Annotated in this window: 18 protein-coding genes and 1 tRNA gene; 13 read left to right on the top strand and 6 right to left on the bottom strand. The window is 41.1% G+C overall.

The features are described 5' to 3' along the window. Positions 1-353: 353 nt before the first annotated feature. Genes IT970_RS16025 through IT970_RS04420 form a run of 7 tightly spaced genes read left to right on the top strand, consistent with a single transcriptional unit; the run spans position 354 to position 6,460 of the window. Positions 354-725, top strand: coding sequence for a TolC family protein (locus IT970_RS16025; protein WP_231387317.1), 372 nt, complete (start codon positions 354-356; stop codon positions 723-725). Beyond that, positions 718-2,250 (top strand): TolC family protein, encoded by a 1,533-nt coding sequence (locus IT970_RS04435; protein ID WP_231387316.1) that lies wholly within the window; start codon positions 718-720, stop codon positions 2,248-2,250. Before IT970_RS16025 ends, IT970_RS04435 begins: the two co-directional genes overlap by 8 nt. Before the next feature lie 29 nt (positions 2,251-2,279). After that, positions 2,280-3,794: an ABC transporter transmembrane domain-containing protein gene (locus IT970_RS04430; protein WP_442960257.1), complete on the top strand. Its 1,515-nt coding sequence runs from the start codon at positions 2,280-2,282 to the stop codon at positions 3,792-3,794. A 10-nt stretch (positions 3,795-3,804) separates the two neighbouring features. Then, complete coding sequence (locus IT970_RS16130; RefSeq protein WP_442960258.1) at positions 3,805-3,933, top strand: ATP-binding cassette domain-containing protein; 129 nt, start codon at positions 3,805-3,807, stop codon at positions 3,931-3,933. A 16-nt stretch (positions 3,934-3,949) separates the two neighbouring features. Then, positions 3,950-4,420, top strand: coding sequence for an ATP-binding cassette domain-containing protein (locus IT970_RS16125; RefSeq protein WP_442960256.1), 471 nt, complete (start codon positions 3,950-3,952; stop codon positions 4,418-4,420). Further along, positions 4,417-5,838, top strand: coding sequence for an HlyD family type I secretion periplasmic adaptor subunit (locus IT970_RS04425; RefSeq protein ID WP_074989852.1), 1,422 nt, complete (start codon positions 4,417-4,419; stop codon positions 5,836-5,838). Before IT970_RS16125 ends, IT970_RS04425 begins: the two co-directional genes overlap by 4 nt. 34 nt (positions 5,839-5,872) lie before the next feature. Next, complete coding sequence (locus IT970_RS04420; RefSeq protein ID WP_036970232.1) at positions 5,873-6,460, top strand: response regulator transcription factor; 588 nt, start codon at positions 5,873-5,875, stop codon at positions 6,458-6,460. On the opposite strand, the gene IT970_RS04415 is transcribed toward IT970_RS04420, so the two are convergent. The 3 genes from IT970_RS04415 to IT970_RS04405 form a co-directional block, all read right to left on the bottom strand. Beyond that, complete coding sequence (locus IT970_RS04415; RefSeq protein ID WP_182396183.1) at positions 6,457-8,424, bottom strand: bifunctional diguanylate cyclase/phosphodiesterase; 1,968 nt, start codon at positions 8,422-8,424, stop codon at positions 6,457-6,459. The two genes, IT970_RS04420 and IT970_RS04415, sit on opposite strands and share 4 nt — an antisense overlap. Beyond that, positions 8,418-9,125 (bottom strand): transglutaminase-like cysteine peptidase, encoded by a 708-nt coding sequence (locus IT970_RS04410; RefSeq protein ID WP_196857639.1) that lies wholly within the window; start codon positions 9,123-9,125, stop codon positions 8,418-8,420. The genes IT970_RS04415 and IT970_RS04410 overlap by 7 nt, the downstream gene beginning before the upstream one ends. A 120-nt stretch (positions 9,126-9,245) precedes the next feature. Then, positions 9,246-9,704, bottom strand: a complete 459-nt coding sequence (locus tag IT970_RS04405) for an LPP20 family lipoprotein (protein WP_036970235.1) — start codon at positions 9,702-9,704, stop codon at positions 9,246-9,248. 112 nt (positions 9,705-9,816) lie between these two features. Between IT970_RS04405 and IT970_RS04400 the strand changes: the two genes are divergently transcribed. Beyond that, positions 9,817-11,007, top strand: a complete 1,191-nt coding sequence (locus IT970_RS04400; RefSeq protein WP_196857638.1) for a flagella assembly protein FlgT — start codon at positions 9,817-9,819, stop codon at positions 11,005-11,007. Here IT970_RS04400 and IT970_RS04395 read toward each other — a convergent pair. Next, positions 10,990-11,889, bottom strand: a complete 900-nt coding sequence (locus tag IT970_RS04395) for a LysR substrate-binding domain-containing protein (protein ID WP_196857637.1) — start codon at positions 11,887-11,889, stop codon at positions 10,990-10,992. The genes IT970_RS04400 and IT970_RS04395 overlap by 18 nt on opposite strands. Before the next feature lie 130 nt (positions 11,890-12,019). Between IT970_RS04395 and IT970_RS04390 the strand changes: the two genes are divergently transcribed. Both IT970_RS04390 and nhaD read left to right on the top strand, forming a co-directional pair. Beyond that, the gene (locus IT970_RS04390; RefSeq protein ID WP_036970241.1) at positions 12,020-12,748 is read left to right on the top strand and encodes a glutathione peroxidase; all 729 of its coding nucleotides are present in this window, start codon (positions 12,020-12,022) and stop codon (positions 12,746-12,748) included. Positions 12,749-13,066: 318 nt separating this feature from the next. Further along, a complete protein-coding gene (gene nhaD, locus IT970_RS04385) occupies positions 13,067-14,500 on the top strand; it encodes a sodium:proton antiporter NhaD (RefSeq protein ID WP_036970244.1) in 1,434 nt (477 codons plus the stop codon). Positions 14,501-14,534: 34 nt separating this feature from the next. Here nhaD and IT970_RS04380 read toward each other — a convergent pair whose 3' ends face one another. After that, positions 14,535-15,542: an AraC family transcriptional regulator gene (locus IT970_RS04380; protein ID WP_196857636.1), complete on the bottom strand. Its 1,008-nt coding sequence runs from the start codon at positions 15,540-15,542 to the stop codon at positions 14,535-14,537. A gap of 137 nt (positions 15,543-15,679) precedes the next feature. Here IT970_RS04380 and IT970_RS04375 point away from each other — a divergent pair, with 137 nt between their 5' ends. From IT970_RS04375 to IT970_RS04365, 3 genes are all read left to right on the top strand, one after another. Continuing rightward, positions 15,680-16,744, top strand: coding sequence for a zinc-binding dehydrogenase (locus IT970_RS04375; RefSeq protein WP_196857635.1), 1,065 nt, complete (start codon positions 15,680-15,682; stop codon positions 16,742-16,744). A gap of 505 nt (positions 16,745-17,249) precedes the next feature. Then, positions 17,250-18,533 (top strand): AAA family ATPase, encoded by a 1,284-nt coding sequence (locus IT970_RS04370; protein ID WP_196857634.1) that lies wholly within the window; start codon positions 17,250-17,252, stop codon positions 18,531-18,533. Beyond that, positions 18,534-19,460 carry a DUF4435 domain-containing protein gene (locus IT970_RS04365; protein ID WP_196857633.1) on the top strand — a complete coding sequence of 309 codons (927 nt, stop codon included), beginning with the start codon at positions 18,534-18,536 and terminating at the stop codon, positions 19,458-19,460. Between the two features lie 213 nt (positions 19,461-19,673). On the opposite strand, the gene IT970_RS04360 is transcribed toward IT970_RS04365, so the two are convergent. Beyond that, positions 19,674-19,748: transfer RNA gene (locus IT970_RS04360), tRNA-Arg, on the bottom strand. Positions 19,749-19,791 lie beyond the last annotated feature (43 nt).

The following is a 19,791-nucleotide window of genomic DNA, read 5'->3' as shown; positions in this document are numbered from 1 at the left end:
TGCTATTCCTCAACATATTTAAATTGCACGCGTATAACGTAAATCTAGTAGAGAAACAGCACTTAGTTACTGGACTATGGTACAGGTTTTACATAAAGCTAATACTATAGAACTAAAGTACGGGTACACGAAAAATGTGATCAAACACCCGCAAAATAATACAAAAGAAGTATTTGCAGTATCTAAATTTGTTGACTAAAACTAACTTAGCGTGAATTAAATTTAGTCGATAAAAGAGGATGATATGACTATTAGCGAAAAGTTCACTACCAAGAAACTCTCTGTATTTTTCACTTTTATTATTTGCTGCAAACGGCAGCTTTTTTAATGCTAATGCAGAACAAGTTTCAGTGATGCCGCTAAATTATGTGGCAGATAAAGCAATTTCAACCAACCCTGAAGTGCAACAAGCTTGGCATGCATTTAAAGCATCTATGCATGGTATTGATGCGGCACGTTCTGGCTATTTACCCACAGTGGATGTGTCGGCCAGTGCTGGGTACGAAAAGCGCAATTACGGTATTGAAGAAGAATATAACCGTAACACTGCCGAATTAACGCTCGGGCAAATGCTTTACGATGGTTTCAGAACCTCAAATAACGTAAAACGTTTTGAACGAATCCAATTAATACGTTATTTCGAGTTATTAGATCAAGCCGAAAAAACAGCACTCGCTGCAAGTATCGCTTATTTAGACGTACAAAAGTTTACCGAGCTTGTTTGAACTTGCTGAAATTAACCTTAAAGAACATGAATCGGTTTATCAGCAGATTGAACAAAGTGTGGGAGCTGGCGTTGCGCGTGCTGCCGATCTTGAACAAATTAGTGGTCGTCTGTCATTAGCGCAGTCAAACGTGATGACAGAATATGAAAACTTGCATGATGTCAGTGCACGCTATTTGCGTATTATTGGCGAGCTTCCGACTCAAGGTACGGTAAAGGCAAAGTTGAGTGATGACGCAATCCCCATCACAATAAATCAAGCCCTTGATATCGCCTATAAAAACAGCCCAAATTTTTATGCATCGCTTTACAATATCGAAGCACAAAAAGCCAATGCAGACTCGCAAAAATCTGCCTTTCATCCGAATATTGATTTATCTGCACGCTACGGCATGCAAGACCGAGACGAGTTAGGGTTAAACGAAACCCGCTCTGAGGCACGTGTTGGTATTGACGTGAGATACAACCTCTATAACGGCGGACTCGATAGCGCAAATCTAGACCAAGCCTATCAAGAAGTGAACGTTGCTAAATATCAACGCGATCAAACATGTATAGAAATAAGGCAGAACTTACAAATCGCCTACAACAGTGTACAAGTTCTACAAAGTAAAATACCTTCGCTCGCTAACCATAAAGAATCGTCGCAAAAAGTTAAATACGCCTACAAAGACCAATTCGATATTGGTCAGCGCACATTGCTCGATGTACTTGATGCAGAGAATGAATCATTTCAATCTAATCGCTCTTACACTGCAGCCCTTTACGATAGACAAGCAGCCATACTAACGATGCTAGCCGAAATGGGGAAATTACTTGAAACCCTCAATGTAAAATCAGATAAATTCCCTGCAATCAGTGAGCTAACCGACGACCCTATCGCACTCAGTGCTGACAGTATTTGCCCTAAATTTGATGTTGCAGCGACCTTGAGTCGACAAGCCTTTTTACAAAAAAAGAAGCAACAAGATAACGCGTATATGAGTGTGACAGCCATGCCGAGTTATCTCACCATTCCAACAACACCCGCAAGCACCTTCGTTGACGATGACAACGACGGCGTTGCTAACGAAAATGATGATTGCCCATCAACTCCTGCTTTTACGGAGGTCGATGAAAGAGGCTGTACAAAGTACCGTAGCAACACTAGCAATGTCGAAATAGGTATTCCCTTTCTTGCCGACTCTAGTGTTGTACGCCCTGAATATATGCAAGAAATTGCAAGACTGGCAGACTTCTTAAAAGAACACCCCAGTAAAAATGTCGAAATCCAAGGCCATGCTTCATTAGAAGGCCCTGCTCTTTACAATAAAAAACTGTCAGAAAAACGTGCTTTTTCGGTCGCTGAAATACTCATTCAACAATACGGTATCTCACCAACAAGAGTGAAGTCATTAGGCTATGGAATTGATCAGCCAAGAATAAATGAGATTTCTGTTCGCGCAAACGCAGCAAATCGTCGCATTGAAGCGGTAATAACCGAAAAAGGTAATCGCCCACCCGCCATGAAAGACGGCTGGTCTTAAACTTTAGGTTTATTAATAATGGACATTTTATGCAAGAGAACGATGTACTCGACCACGGCGGCAGTCTTGTAGACTGCCTAGAAATTTTATGCCGCTATCATGATCGAGAGTTTTCTCGTGAAACACTGCTTAGTGGGCTTCCCCTTGAGGATGGCTTATTAACGCCATCGGGTTTCTCGCGAGCAGCAAAACGTATTGGTTTTAAAACCAAGGTTGTGCGCAAAGCACTTTGCGACTTAAACGTTGCTTTGTTACCCGCCGTATTAATTTTGCAAGGGAATGAGGCTTGCGTCATTACAAAACTCGACACTCAAAATGATAAAGTCGAAGTGATCTACCCCGAGATGCCAGACTCTGCTGTGACATTAAGCCTTGAAGAGCTTTATAAAACCAGTACATCGATGATCATTTATGCACAACCCGAGTTTGCCTTTGATGCGCGCTCCCCCGTACTGCAAAAACTGTCGAAAGACGGCTGGTTTTGGGGTGTCATTAAAGAGTGTCGAAGCTTATACAAAGATGTCATTATTTCTGCCATTGCTTTGGGCATTCTTTCCATTGCAATGCCATTGTTTGTCATGAATGTTTATGACCGCGTTGTGCCTAACCATGCCACTGAAACGTTATGGGTGCTTGCCACAGGCGTACTAATTGCCCTTACCGCAGACTTTATTCTCAGACTCGTGCGCAGTTATTTTGTAGAGCTGGCAGCCAGTCGTATTGATGTCAAAGTGTCGGCAGTGATCATGGAACGCGTGTTGGGTATGAAGTTAAAAAACCGTCCTGCGTCAGCAGGCTCGTTTGCCAGTAATATTCAATCATTTGAGGCAGTGCGCAGCTTTTTTAGCTCCATTACTTTAATTGCCCTTGTCGATTTACCTTTCGTACTGCTTTACCTCACAGTCATCGCGATTATTGGCGTTGAATTAAGTTTACCTATTATCGTTGGGGCACTGCTATTAATGAGTTACGCGCTGGCTGCCCATCGAAAACTCGAGAGCCTCTCAGAACAAACCATGAAAGCAAGCTCTATGCGCAATGCTGTTTTGGTTGAAAGCTTAACAAACATTGAAGATGTCAAAAGCTTTCACAGTGAATGTAAAACCCAGTCAAACTGGGAAAAATCAACGATTTTTATAGCCCGAGTCAATGCCCAAAGTCGCTTAATATCATCTTCTATAGCCAATGCTGGCTCGTGGGTTCAGCAATGTGTTGGTGTGGTGATTATGTTAATAGGTGTACACCTAATTATCGAAGGTGATTTAACCCAAGGGGGGCTAATTGCCGCTTACTTATTGTCGTCACGTACTATGGCTCCTATTAGTCAATCTGCGGCTGTACTCGCGCAATTTCATCATGCCGCAATTGCAATGCACTCGTTAAATGAAATCATGGAAAAAGACGTTGAGCGCCCCACAGGCAAACATTGGTTAAGTCATCCAGTGTTGCTTGGCGACATAGAATTTAACGACGTACGCTTTAAATATACCGATGAAAGCAACGAAGCGCTCAGTGGTGTTAGCTTTAAAATAAAAGCCCGGTGAAAAAGTAGCTATTTTAGGGCGCAATGGCTCAGGGAAAAGCACCATAGAAAAACTAATTTTAGGTTTGTATGAGCCAACAGCGGGCACTATTTCAATTGATAATAACGACATCCACCAAATAGACCCCCGCAGAGCTTAGGCACAACATTGGGTATGTGCCCCAAACCATTTCATTATTTTTTGGTTCGTTAAAAGACAACATCACCCTCAGTGCGTGGCACGCTAAAGATGAGCAAATACTTTCGGCATGCCAGCAAAGTCAGTTATTTGAACTTATAAACTCTCACCCCGATGGGTTCGACATGCAAGTTGGTGAGCAAGGCCGATTACTCTCTGGGGGTCAACGTCAGGCGGTTGGTATTGCCCGAGCACTGTTAAATAACCCGCCAATACTGTTGATGGATGAACCAACTTCGGCGCTTGATCACAACAGCGAAACTAAGATCATTAATAACATCAAACGCAGTTGCCAAGAAAAAACCTTAATCGTTGTAACTCACAGAACCTCGTTACTCGAACTGGTCGACCGTGTCATTGTGCTCGATAACGGTAAAGTGGTTGCCGATGGCCCTAAATCTCAAGTGTTATCAGCGTTAAATCATCAAACAGTAGGAAAAGTATCATGAGCGATAACAACCTACCTATTGAACAGCGCTCGTTTGAGCGCTTAAACAAAGCACTTGAAAAACAAAAAACAAAACGCCCTTCGATCTTTTCAAAGTTATTTTCAGGTTGGTTATCACCCCCAACCAGTCAAGACTGGGTTGTAGATGCACAATGGGAAAAAATGCAACAGCAACCTGCTAGCGCTAAAGTACTGCTTTATATTATTTGTTTCAGCCTGTTAGCCTTAATTATGTGGGCCGCATTTGCGCACCTCGACGAAGTAGCTCGGGGCGAAGGACGCGTTATCCCGTCGCATAAACTACAGGTCGTGCAGTCTTATGATGGCGGCATGATTGAGCAAATCTATGTCAGAGAAGGCCAAATAGTTAACGAAGGCGATGTATTAATAAAGATAGATCCAACACGCTTTATTTCTTCATTTAGAGAAAACCAAGCAAAAATACTGTCGTTAACAGCAAAGGTAGAACGCCTTAAAGCGTTAACCCAAAAAAGACCTCTCGCGTTTGATCCAGAAATTATAGAAAAAGCCCCTGAGGCAATCGCCCACGAACAAGCCATGTTTGAGAGCAGTAATCAAGAACTCGAACAGCAAGTTACTATACACAAGCGGCAATTAGAGCAACGCCGTCAAGATTATGCCGAAGCAAAAGCAGCACTTCAGCAACATACTAACTCGTTAAGTTTGGCCAATCGTGAGTTGTCTGTCACCCGCCCATTATTACGCTCTGGTGCCGTTTCTGATATTGATATTATTCGCCTAGAGCGCCAAATAGTAGAACACACAGGCGAAATAAACAGAACCAAAGCCGCCATAAACCGCACCATGTCAGCCATTAACGAAGCTAAAAACAAAGTGACCGAAGTTGAGCTTGCCATGATCAACCGCTGGAGCAACGAGTTATCAGAAGCTTTACTTCGTCTTGATGCTGTAAAAGAAACCGAATCAGGGCTTGCCGACAAAGTAACACAAACCGAAATTCGCTCCCCCGTGAATGGCACGGTTCAACGTTTACTGGTTAATACCGTCGGGGGCATTTTACAACCGGGCAGTGATGCTCTTGAAATTATTCCACTTGATGATCAGCTCGTTGTCGAAGCAAAAATTTTACCGAAAGACATCGCTTTTTTACGTCCAGGCCAAACTGCGATGATCAAATTCAGTGCCTATGACTTCGCTATTTATGGCGGCTTAGAAGCCGAAGTAACACATATCAGTGCTGATACCGTCACCGATGAAAGAGATAATACGTTTTACATTGTGCAGTTAAAAACGAACCGCAATCATTTTTCAGAAAACCTGACCATTATTCCGGGCATGACCACTCAGGTAGATATAATAACCGGCAAAAAAACCGTACTAGAATACCTTTTCAAACCCATTTTACGTGCAACGTCTTTAGCGATGACCGAAAGGTAAGACGAGATAATTACAGCATTTTTACGGAGTATTCATGCGCCGCAGTATTTTTATTACACAAGATAAATTGCAATCGCCTCATTGGCAAAGTGCGTTTCCAGATTGTGCCGTTCATACCTCGTCGCCCAAGCAATTAATTGCAGACACATTAATTTGGTTGTTAGCCGATGGACCTGAGTGGCCGTCTCTCGTTGAGAAGTACAGCGCCCAACGCATACCCGTTATCGTAATGACCACACAACTTGATATAGCCCAGTTGTGTCAAGCACTTCAACTTGGTGCACGTGGCTACATAGAGGCATTTGCGAGTAAGGTGATTATCGAGCAAGTAGCAGAAACCGTGTGTTCAGGCGGTATTTGGTTACCGGGGCAGTTACTGTCGAATCTGGTCGGTGTTTTGTCAAACCAACCTATTAGCTACCAACATCAATGCGATTTGAGCTGTTTAACTAAACGTGAAAAACAAGTTGTTGATCACGTTGTCACTGGCGCAACCAATAAACAGGTTGCGCAAACCTTACATATTACAGAGCGGACTGTAAAAGAGCATATGAGCTCTATTTTTAATAAATTAAAAGTACGCGATCGTATGCAATTAATGTTGGCCGTAAAAGGCCATTAACCAACACGTTCCTCAATTGCGACTAAGCCATCAAATCCTAAACTGTGCAGTATGGCTTGGTCACTCGGGTTTTTAACTCCCTCTGCAACCACTTTAATACCTAAAGAATGAGCTAAAGAGCATACGCCACGTAAGAACGTTTGGTTATCTTCACTAAAACTAATATTGTGGCAATAAACCGTGTCAATTTTAATCATCTCAAGGCCAAGTTCTTGTATTTTAGTGAGCTTAGTAAACTCAGCCCCCACTCTTTTCAGCGCAACTTTGGCGCCAATACAGTGTACTTGCGAACAAAAGCTTCTAAACAAACTAAACTCTTTCACTGCAAAACCCGCTCTTACCTCAAAACATAAGCGTTTAGCTAAATTCGGGTAAGCAGAAAGCCCTGTTAAAATAGAGGCCACTGCCATGTCATCTCGCAAAGTATCGGCGCTCAGCTCTATGGCAAGTATTGATTCATCCTCACTATCACCATATTCAAGGATCATCAGTTTCATTAAACTCCAATCAAGCCTTGCTAATAAGTGCAAGCGATGTGCCCATTGGTAGTAAAATCCAAAGCGGTATTTTTCACCGTTTAACAGTAAACTCAATGAAATTTGCTGCTGGAGTAACGAGCCACTAAAGCTACTGACCGGGTATAAGGCAATTTCAAGTTGATTCTCTTTAAGTGCAGTTTCGATTGTTGTGCGCCATTGGTCGGCATCAATATGTTCTTGATGGACCGGCACATTGTCGTTAATGCATGCATTACATCCTGGCTGGGCAATAGCAATTTTTAATAGCTGATCAACGCGTGTTAGTAACTCTCCTCGAGTATCATCGGCTTTAATAAGGCTACAACTATGAGACACCCCAAGCTCCACTTGAGCAAACTCTGCCACTAACTGTTTGTGTATATTTAGCACATTATCGCTGAGTGTTTTTAGCTCGCTGACATCACTAAATAACACTAAAAAATCGACATGCGACATACGTGCAATTTGGCTCTCACGAAAACTGTCTTCATTTGATTCTAAAAACACCACTAACGACTCTGAAAAACGGCGTAAAAATGACACCATTTCAACTCGCCCCACTTGGTCAGATAATGCATCAAGATTAATCACTCTAAACAAAAATAAAGCACCGTGTGCTTGTGAGTTTTGTAAAAAGGTATCGAGTGTTGCATTAAAATACTCACGATTAGCAAGCCCCGTTAAATCGTCGTGCTGACTTTTAAAGCGCATTTCTTCTAGGCGTCGGCGGTCTTCTTTGACTGTGCGACTAAAGCGAGATGATAATTGGTTCATTGACGTGACAAGCTTGGCAAATTCGTAGGTTCTTGGCACTTTTGATTTAATAAAGCGCTTTTCACCCAGCGCCACCGCTTGTTTCATTACATCGCTCAATGGGCTTAATATTTTTGATAAGAAATAAGCACCAGCAATGCATGCAGACACCGCAACCGCTAAAAAGCTATAAAATAAATTTACGGCGCTCTGCCACAGTGCATCTTGCGTATATTCGCTGTGGCTTTCGACATATAACGTACCAAATTGTTGCCAGCCATCGCTAACTTGTGCGATGCCCGGCGCCACATTTAGCGAATATAAATGCCGAAACCAACGGGGGGCATTTAGAGTTAGCTCACCACTGTATGTGCGTTTTATTATGGTGTCGCCTTGGGGGTCTTTGAGCTCAATACGATGGTAGTAACCGGTATCAAAAGTAGCCGAAATAAGTAACTCTATTTCCACCGGATCTTTATTCATTTGACTCAGCATTAATGCCAACGAGTTAGCATTATCGACATTTTTCATTCTAAGCTCAGTGGTAAAGTATTCTTTTGCCGAGCTGGTACTAATCAGCAAACTACTTACAAAACCAATAATGATCACCGTTAAAATGGCAATCCACAATTCCTGTTTTAAGGTAATGGTTTTATTTCTTTTGCGTTTTAACACTTTAAATACGCTCACCATTTAACTCCTTCTTTACGCGTTTGCTCTAAAATATGACGCCAACGCGATAGTCTCGCGGTTGGATCTGCCACACTTTGCGTCGAATTATTTGCCCAAAGGCCTTTACTATTAAAACTAAAAACGGGACTAAGATCGGTGCGTTTGGCTGCAGGCAGCACCTTAACAATCAAACTGTCTAAAATAAGGGGTTGGGTATTAGGCTGAGTAAAATAACCGAGCACCATATGCGCTTGGGTTTGCCGAGTACCGGGGAGTTGGGCTTTAACATAAATAAGCCTAAGTTTGTCGTCACTGATACCCAGCGCACGTAAACTTACATACTTGGCAATCGCATAATCTTCACAATCCCCCAACCCTTTGCCCATGGTCTCGAGAGGGGTCGCCCAATAGTCGTTTTGCTTCCAAAGTTCTATATCAGTTTGATAACGAAGTGTGCGGGCAAAAAAGTCATTCACAACTAAAATTTGCTGCTGCTCGGGTAAGCCTGCAGCATGTTGCAGCATGCCCTGCCACTGTCTGGCGACAGTCACTCGGTTAGCACCATAACGCTGTTGCATTTGTTGGATAAAGGTTGAAAACTCAATCACCAAACGCTCAGCAAGCGCGACGCTTGTTAAGCATAAAACCAAAAAAAAGAGGATCGAAAAAAAGCGATAGCGCCAAGCAAAGCGGCATGCACTCACAATGCCTTTACTGAGCATAGGCCATGCCAAAGAACAGAACAGCTTGGTTTAAGTAACGTGTTATCACCAGTATGCTTTTATTAAAACCTACAGTCTTAAAAGCATAGCACCCAAGCTGCAACTATGAGAATTTAACGGTTAATAATAAGTCACTTTTTTTACTTCACGCGGCTTAATTTCACCAATATATAGGTCGTGAACGCGTTTCATATCTAGCTGTAATTCGGTTGCATACGTATCGCCTACAGCGTAGCTTTTGATCACCTGAGCGCCTTTGATCACCCCTTGCACTTGGCTTTGCAATTGATCGTTGTGTGCAACACTATTTTGCACCGTGGTGCCGGCGGAAATTTTTTGCCCATAAACTTGCTCAGCCAGCTCTCGGTAGGCTTCAAGCTTAGAGGCTTTAATTGCAAGCAGCGCTCGTTGCGATTCACTGCCGCCTGGCTGCGCACTAATAGGCGCGTAACCCACCGCTTTTAGTATTGGGTAGTCATCTGGTTCAATGTAAGTATACTCAACATGCTTATCAAAAATACTGCTACAGCCCGTTAATGCTGCGCAGGTAACAAGCCCAATAAATAGAAGTGCTCGCATAATTTGCTTCCGCTTAAAACTCATTTGTCACAAATATGCACGTTTAATGCCACTTCTGGTACATTCCTTGCTCGTTTAGGCTAATCAATAGTTATCGGTGCTAGGTGTCAGCATGAAACGTAAAATTATAGCCAGTTTACAAGGTATCGGATTAGCCTTCACAATTGTGTTTTCAAACAATAGCTTAGCTCAATGGTTTGAGTCTACAGGGCATGCCGTAGTGAAAAATGGCGACACGAGTCAGGCAAAATCAGCCGCCATTAAAGATGCGATCACCCAAGCATTGGTGTTTTCAGGAGCCCGTGTAACGTCTGTTCAAACCCTTGTTGACGGGGTTTTGACACAAGATCAGTTGAAGATCAGCAGTCATGGCGAGATCCAAAAAATAGAGTTAATCAGCGAAGACCGTCATAACGACACCTATGCCATTACACTTCGCTTAGATATATTCCCTCAAGCCGAAGAATGCCCTGCAAATCAATACACTAAGTTTATCGCGGTTACACAAAGCCAATTAGTAAATCGTGAACAGGCAAGAATGGGCCAAATTTTTGACGTTAATAAAGCGATCAGTGAGCAACTGTATGCCAGTTTAAGTAATACGCAAATGGCAGCCAAGCCAACAGCCTATTACAACGTGCCTCTTAGGGTTGATCACTTTTTTACCCAACAATACGATTACAGTAATGCCCTACTTGAAGAAATAACCAGTCGCAGTAATTCGCAATACGTGTTGCTTAGCCGTATTCGCGACCTGTCGGTTAATCAAAAGCTCAACAACGACTATGCATTTTGGCAGGACGACAGCTTTAAACGTGCTTACAAAGTCGATTATGTTTTATTTGATGGCACAACCTATGAAAAACTGTGGGAGAAAAGCTATCAAGCAGAAGGGGTCTGGCCGTACAAAAAAACCGATATCATCGATGTTTACAGCGATAGATTTTGGGCAACCGATTATGGCCAAGCAATCAGTGATGTAAACCAAACTCTGACCTACGACTTGCAAGCAGCCATGGCGTGTTTGCCCACTCAAGGCAAGATCTTACATATTGAAAACGACACGCTCATTATTAACTTGGGCAAAGCTCATGGCCTGCAACAAGGCCAAATTTTAAATATTGCGCATCACAACTACATTACAGATGCACAAGGTAATAAGCTGCCACACAAAATTACCACTTTAAACCAAGTGAAAGTAACACAGCTGTATCAGCAGTCAGCGGTTGCTACCAGTATCGATAAACAACCTTTGCCCGCGATTCAAATTAACGACATTATAGAATTAGCAGGCGCTGAGTAAGCGTTCATGTAAGCCCTTATGAGCATTTAGCCATGCGGCTAATTGCTCTACCCCAGCGATATGTGGGTAATGTTTTCGTGTAGCAATTACAATTTGACGCTGCTGATTAGGCGCAATAGACACATAGTTGATACCCGCTCTGGGTGAACACGCCAATTTTGGCACAAAGGTCACGCCATCATCCATCGCCACCAGCGCAAGCAAGGTTTCTAAACTGTTTCCTTTATATTGATTAGACACTTCAACCCCTGCCGAAAAGCAAAACTGCTCAGCTTGCTCTTTAAAACAGTGCCCTTCATTAAGCATCAGTAACTCGCCGCCATTTAACTGTTTTAATGCAACCTCATTATGGCTTGCCAGCGCGTGCTGTTCAGATACCGCAAGTAAAAAGTCTTCTTTGTACAAAGCCGATTTGTGATAACTCTCTAAGTCTGGCACATCTGCAACAATCGCAATGTCTATTTCGCCCTTGTCGAGGGCGCTTAATATTTGTGCTGTTTGCATTTCTATAAACGAAAACTGTGTTTTAGCGAATGCATGCTTCATTGAGGTCAGTAAAGTAGGTAATAAATAAGGCGCTATGGTAGGAATAATACCCACATTAATTTTACCTTGAAGGGGGTCATGTGAACTCGCGGCCAGTTCTTTTAACACTTGAGTTTGCTCAAGTATTACAATAATTTGGTCAACTAGCCGCTGCCCTTGCGCTGTTATAGTAACGTGCTTGGTTGAGCGGTCAAAAATAGTCACGCCAAGCGCTTCTTCAAGCTTTTTTATTTGCCCACTTAACGTAGGCTGGCTGACATAACATGCATCGGCCGCTTTACGAAAGTGCTGAAATTGGGCAACGGCTTTAACATATTCAAAGTCTTTTAAATTCATATCCGTCTCAAAATGATTAAGCATTATTACTGATTGGTATTACCTATCGTATCAATACAAACAAACGATTGGAACTATTAAGAGCAAAACGTCACAATAGTACTCAACAAATCAAGAGGAATTAAAAACAATGTTAAACAATATCGAAGGTCAAAAAGTACCAAACGTTACATTTGCAACACGTGTAGGTGAGCAATGGCAGTCAATCACCACTGACGACATTTTTAAAGGTAAAACCGTGGTGTTATTTGCCTTACCAGGTGCGTTTACACCCACTTGCTCATCAACTCACTTGCCTCGCTATAACGAGCTTGCAGCCGTATTTAAGAAAAATGGGGTAGATGACATCGTATGTATTTCGGTAAACGATACATTTGTAATGAACGCATGGGCACAAAACCAAGAAGCACAAAATATTACCCTGCTTCCAGATGGTAATGGCGAATTTACTGACGGCATGGGTATGTTAGTAGATAAAAACGACTTAGGTTTTGGTAAACGTAGCTGGCGTTATTCAATGCTTGTTAAAGATGGCGTGATTGAAAAAATGTTTATTGAGCCACAAAAGCCAGGTGACCCATTTGAAGTCTCTGATGCTGATACCATGCTTGATTACATCAACCCAGCGCAAGTTAAACCAGAACCTGTGAGCATTATTACTAAACCTAATTGCCCATTTTGTATAAAAGCAAAAGCATTGCTAGACAGCAAAGGCCTTGTGTACGAAGAAATTGTATTGGGGCAACATGCGTCACTTACGAGCTTAAAAGCCTTGTCTGGTCGTGAAACTGTTCCACAAGTATTTATTGGTGGTCAGCACATTGGCGGCTCAGACGACTTAGAAAAACATTTTGCATAAGCAACGCAAAACTTCCTTTAAGGGCTACTTTGTAGCCCTTTTGTATTTGCGCTATTTAATCGTTATAAACCGCGCTGAATAAACCTTAAATAAAACCTTTAACGATTCTGCCCATTAGAAATCGCGGCCTATGTACCTTACGAACTTTTCCCCTGCTATTTTTAGCACCTTCATACCTAAACATTACTCATATTTATATTGGATATACCTACATTTTTATTACTTCTTTGTTACAAAAAGTACAAAAAAAATCTAAAATAGCCACCGCTTCACACAGTAAATACCGTCGACTCTAAATATGACTAAATGGAACACACAATGAACAAACTGATACTAGGACTCCTGCTCTCCTTGGTAGGATTCAGTAGCCAAGCTTACGCTGAAACAACAGCCGCTATTGACCTACTTAACCACCCCGTCGGCATTATCTGTGTCGCTATTTTTATTTTTGCCTATGTACTCGTTATTCTTGAAGAAAAAATCCATTTACGAAAATCAAAACCGGTTCTTGTCGCTGCCGGTATTATTTGGACCTTAATTGCCTGGCAATACAGTGCCCAAAACATGTCTGACTTAAGCACCAATGCATTTCGTCATGCGTTGCTTGAGTTTTCTGAGTTAATGCTCTTTTTACTGGTCGCGATGACGTACATTAACGCGCTTGAAGAGCGCCGCCTATTTGACGGCCTGCGTAGCTGGTTAGTCGCACGCGGTTTTAGTTATAAACAATTATTTTGGATCAGTGGCGTACTCGCTTTTTGTATTTCGCCTGTGGCAGATAACTTAACCACCGCATTGCTGCTATGTGCCGTGGTAATGAAAGTAGCAACCGATGATAACCGCTTTATTGCAATGTCGTGCGTTAATATTGTTATTGCTGCCAATGCGGGCGGTGCATTTAGCCCATTTGGTGACATAACCACACTTATGGTCTGGCAGGCTGATGTTGTTGCCTTTTCTGAGTTCTTCGTTTTATTTTTACCCGCGTTAGTCAGCTATATTATTCCTGCTTTAGTTATGTCTTTCTTTATTAACAATAAACACCCACAAACAGCCGATGAAGATGTGGAACTAAAACGCGGTGCTATCCGTATTTTATGCCTATTTTTACTTACCATTCTTACGGCTGTGGTACTTAAAACAGCGTTTGGTTTACCCCCTGTTGTAGGTATGATGATGGGGCTTGGTTACTTACAATTCTTTGGTTATTTCTTACGTGTAACCCTACCGGGTTCACTGGCAAGAAAACGTGCTATGGCAGAGCGTGAAGGTGATAAACAACGTTTAGAGCGCTTAGGAAATGTGGTGCCATTTGATGTATTTAGCCGCGTATCTCGCGCAGAATGGGATACCCTACTGTTCTTCTATGGCATTGTAATTTGTGTGGGTGGTTTAGGGTTTATCGGATACTTAAGCTTGTTGTCTGATTTGCTTTATAACAACTGGTCAGCAACAGGTGCAAATATAATCTTAGGTTTAATGTCGGCAGTGGTAGATAACATTCCTGTGATGTTTGCAGTACTGCAAATGATGCCAGATATGTCTCATGGTCAATGGCTATTAATTACCCTCACCGCTGGCATTGGCGGCAGTCTATTGTCAATTGGTTCAGCTGCGGGTGTGGCTCTTATGGGGCAAGCGCGTGGTATATACACCTTTAATAGCCATTTAAAATGGACACCGGTTATTTTGCTCGGCTATTTTGCAGGGGTGGTCACACATTTATACCTAAATACAGGTTATTTTAACTAACTCAGTAATACGCCCTCGGTAAAGCGCCGAGGGCTTACCTCTTTATTTGCCGCTTAAAAGCACGAGGCGACAGCCCGAACCAGTGTTTAAAACTGCGACTAAACACCGAGAACTCTGCATAACCAAGGTTCAATGCCAAGGTGGTCATCGACATATTACTCATTTCGAGGGTACGTAACGTAATTGATTTTCGTGTTTCATTTAACACTTCCCGAAAGCTTGTTCCGGCTTCTTTGAGCGATCGCTCTAACTTTTTAGGGTGCATACCAAGGTTTAAAGCCACGCTGTCTTTATTGCATTCACCTGTCGGTAATAACATTGTAATGCTGTGCTTAACTAAATCGCTAATAGGTAGCACTACAGATGCACTGTTTAGTTGAAATTGCTGATTAATAATGTCGGTAATTAAATTATCTGGACGAATTGGTTTTTTCATCAAAATATGCGACGAAAACAATAAGGCATTATTTTGAGCCTGTGGCACAACTTCACATTGAAACATCTTACGGAGTATTTTTTGCTGTTCGTGGCTAATGGCTTGCTGTAAACAAATACACTGAAGCTCAAAATCAGCCCCCGCCATATCACGTAAAATACGGTAAATAAGCGCAATGCTTAATTGCACGACTTGTGTGCTGCGGCTTAACTCGTTTATCACTAAACTTATTTGCAGCTCGCATTGTTTTGCCGTCAAATGTGTTAGCGCTAGCTGCGCCCCTTGCACATGCATAAATGAATATTTACGTGCAATACTCAGGGCTGTCGCAATATTTTCTTGCTGCGCCATATGTGCGCCAATTAATCCTAACGCGCGGATCCCTTGGCGTAATCCCAACTTAAAACCAAATAAAGGGTCGGCCAGCTGCAGCGCCGTTAGCTCTAATAAGTGCGATACTTTTTCGTATACAACCATGTTATCAGCGTCACGCAAGTGGCTAGGTAAAAAACCCGCTTGTTTTAATAAGCTAATAGGGTTTGCACCCAGCTCATTCACCAACTCTTGATACCCAGCTAACGAACCTGCACGTACACAATAGTCCATGTTAATGCTCTTATTACTTTGTTATGTCGCAATTTATCATGTTTTTGTCGTAAAAAGTCAAGATATACCCTGCCAGTTTACTTAGTGTAGATAGCACACAAGGTGAAAACCTTTCCCGTTCAATTGAGGATACACATATGAGCCAAATGAATTCGGTCGCTATGCAAAATGGCCAACTACATGTAAAACAAATAGCCATTCCAACACCTGGGCCTGGACAAGTACTTGTAAAAAGTCTTGCGTGTGGAATTTGCGGATCAGACATTCATATTACTCGCCATACGAGCGATGTATTTGATATTTATAAGAACCTTGGCATCATGGATAAAAGCGCAGGGAACGATCAAGAAGTATTACTCGGCCACGAATATGCCGCTGAAATTGTTAGCTACGGTCCAGATACAAAAGGCGAGCTTACTGCGGGCACTCGCGTAACATCGGTGCCTATTTTAATGTCGGCAGGCGGTGCAGGAGTTGGAGTAACACCCGGTATATATGGTGCTTATTCAGAGTACTTTATTGTTGATGAAGCGCTATTATTACCTATTCCTGATGGCGTGCCGTCAGAAGCGGCCGCCATTACAGAGCCTCTTGCTGTGGGCTTGCATGCCGTTAATCGCGCAAACATGAATAAAGATGATGTCGCCGTTGTCGTAGGTTGCGGACCTATTGGTCTTGCCGCTATTGCCGCTCTAAAACTGCAAGGCGTAAAACATATTGTTGCCTCTGACCCGCAAGAGAGTAAAAAACAAATCGCCCTTGAGTTTGGTGCAACACACTACGTAAACCCCATGGCCGATGACGAAGTAACAACAGCGGCCACACTCGCAGGCGATCACAAGGTAGTAATTTTTGAATGTGCAGGTGTAAGCCGCCTACTAAACGACTATATTTTGCGTGCGCCAGCCAAAGCAAAAATTATTGTAACAGGCATTCATACCGCACCACTCGAAGTGAACTTTGCGTATGCAACCGTAAAAGAGCTCGACCTTATTTTCTCTTATTACTATCAACCTGAAGAGTTCGCGCAATCACTTGAGAATATTGCCTCAGGCAAAATAGCGTGGCAAAAAATGCGCACCGGCAAAGTCGGCATCGACGGTGTACAAGGCGCATTCGACACCTTATTTAAACCAAACGACCACATTAAAATTATCATCGAACCATGGCGCACAGGTGCATTAGAAAAGGTAACAGATTAGTCATCACAATGACTAAAACGGGGGGTTATTCGGGTTGATATGCAACTTGGTAGCCCCTAAAACCAGCAAACAGATATTCTAAAAAACCGATAAGTAAAAACCCTTGTTACCCGCTTTTATCCATGGCGTTTAGAAAAACCTAACTCAATCACTTTAAATAGCTAAAGTCCTATTATACGGTTTAGCTACCCGCTTGCAGAATGGCAAGAAAGCTCTAACTTGGAGTTCTGTAAATAACTGTACTATATAGTGATTTAATAAAACGATATTTAACCTGTTTTTATTAAATTTATTGCAATGCTTTTCTAAATTATGTGTAATGGTACAGTAATTGTATGCGTTGCAGGGAGAGCTAATCGCTAAACAATTTATTTAAACCTCTCACCTGCCAAAACTGGTTTCATGAATTAACTAAATTAATCACTCTACATGGTTAGAAATAGGCAATTTAATGTAACCACTAACAAGCTTGTTTTAAGCCTTAATCTCAAAAGATGGATCCAGAATGAGAATAGAGAAAATAGAGTTTAATGGTTTCAAAGCTGATGACAGAATAGCTACTGTTGATATGTCAGCAAAAAATGTAACTGTAATTTTCGGTGATAATGGTTGTGGAAAAACAACATTTTTAAAAGCAATTAATTCATTTTTATCACAGGATGATGAAGCTCTTTTAGCAATAGGTATAAGATCAATTAACTGTGATGTATTTGATGGTCATAAAGAAACAAGAGTCTCTGTTGTATTATCAGAGCATGGCTATGATTGGGCTAGTTTCGATGAGAGCCCTCTATCTAGCTCTAAATCTTTATCTTTAGGTGTAGAGAGGGGTATTAGCACACAATCCATGAAAATTGAGCCTGACGTTCTACTTGATTTTTTTATGCACCCCAAATGGCAGAGCCAATTTTTTGGTCGAGAAAGAGGTATTAGTTATTCCCGTAAAATGATAATTGAACTCTCTGAGGAATTATCTTATTTCCTTAGAAGAAAAAATGCAGTCAGAAATAGAAACAGAAGACCCGAAATAGATTTCAACAAAAGTCACTTGTACCTACAAAGTATAAAAATTGAAAATATTGAAGAGTTATTACTTCAGCGATACAGAATTGCAAGATTCACAGCAACTAAAAAAATACAAAGTGCTTTATTTGACACTTTGTCTGTAGCAATTGACGTTGAAAATAGCTCACCGCGTCAATTTCACCCAGAACGTCAAAACCTCGGCCCCCGAATTTTAGAAAGCAAAGACAGAATAATAGAGGCTTTAGATGATGGCGAGGATAATAATTTCAAAACTCGCATAGTTAACATTTTAGGTAAAATCAACCAAAAAGGAGAACTAGAAAAAATATTAGAACACTCATTACTTAGTGAATTATTCCAAAATATGATTGATGAACTGGAAGTCGAAAAGTTAATTTTAAGCGCTATAAATTTACTTGTTGAACGCTTCAACGCTTATTTAATTGGTGACAAAAAACTTGTTGTGAATGGTCAAGAGGTTTTTGTCCGAATTGATGGTGAGCGACATTCCGTAAACGAATTATCTAGTGGTGAAAGACATATTCTAACTTTCTTAGCATTAGTGTTATTTGAGGGTCAAGATAGAAATTTCTTAATTATAGATGAACCTGAAATCTCGCTAAATATAAAATGGCAAAGAGAGCTAATGTCAATTTTTTCAGAGCTACTACCCAAAACTCAGATAATTGTTGCTTCTCACTCTCCTGCACTTGCAAAAAGAAATCCAGACTATCTTTCTAAGCTTTTGGTTAGGAGATCTTAAGTGGAGAGTTGTTTTTATGAAATCGATGAAATACTCAATGAAGCAATTATCACTGGAGTACCAGCTTTAATTGTAGAAGGTATAGATGATATTTCAGTCTATGATAATTTAGCACCTGATGTCGAATTTAACTATGAAGTATATTCAATTGATAATATTGATGGCTTTGGTGAGGGATGTGATCAAGTTATACGTGCAATAGAAGAGCTAAATTCTTTAAAAAGTGAAACCCATAGATTAGATGAGCACATCTTAGCAATAATAGACAAAGATGTTAGAGACTTCAGGTTAGAGCTACCTGAACTTGAGCCAATTTTAGTATTAAATTATTATTCAATTGAAAGTCATTTTATAGCTAAAGAAATTGTTCAAAGAATTCTGAGTATATGTTGTAAAGCGAATAGAGATCTTATTACAGATGAGCTTTGTAAAAAGGTCATGGATGAAGTATCAAATAAATTACTCGATCTTTATTACTTTTCACTCGAAGCACTGAAAAAAGCTTTAGAGCCTGAATATGAATCATGTTTTTCTTATTCATATAACTATGGCCGAACAAAAGATCCAAAAATTAGACAAGAACTTGAAAATAAAAAAGAGGCTTTAAACTTATTTGCGAATGAGAAAAACCTTACTAACTCGTTAGAAACTTTAAAAAGAATTACCAAAGGTAAATGGTTACTTGATTTATTTGCAATAGAGCTATTAAGAGCAATTAATGATTTGCAGTCAAAATGCCATGATAATGAAATATCTAACTGTAAGCCTTGTAAAACTGGAGCTTATGATAAATGCCTGTATCGGATTAATGACGGTTACACCAATAAGTCGTTAAAAAGTCTAGCATTATCTCAGCCTTACTTCGAGGATTTAACGTATATAGTTGACAGAATAAAACAAATCAAAAAGAGTAGTTTGCACTCTTAATGACAGAGTATCATTTCAAGTCATGGTGCCTTCAGTGCCATGACTACAATATATAAAGAACTCCTTTCATCAATACTTGGCAATATCAACAGATAAACCTTAATTTATTTAATCGGGCATGGCCCCTGCTACAAATATGCTACAAATATGCTACAAATATGCTACACATAAAATGAAACACAAAGAGTTAGAATGGCAACTAATTGATTTTATTGGTAGCCCCTACAGGAATCGAACCTGTAACTGCCCCTTAGGAGGGGGCCGTTATATCCATTTAACTAAGAGGCCACGTTTGCGCTGGTTTTTCTAGTGACGGTCACTAGCGGTATGC

Source organism: Pseudoalteromonas sp. A41-2 (assembly GCF_015767615.1).
In the GTDB taxonomy this organism is placed as follows: domain Bacteria; phylum Pseudomonadota; class Gammaproteobacteria; order Enterobacterales; family Alteromonadaceae; genus Pseudoalteromonas; species Pseudoalteromonas lipolytica.
Note: the sequence above shows the minus strand (reverse complement) of the source record. Positions and strands in the feature narration are given on the sequence as shown.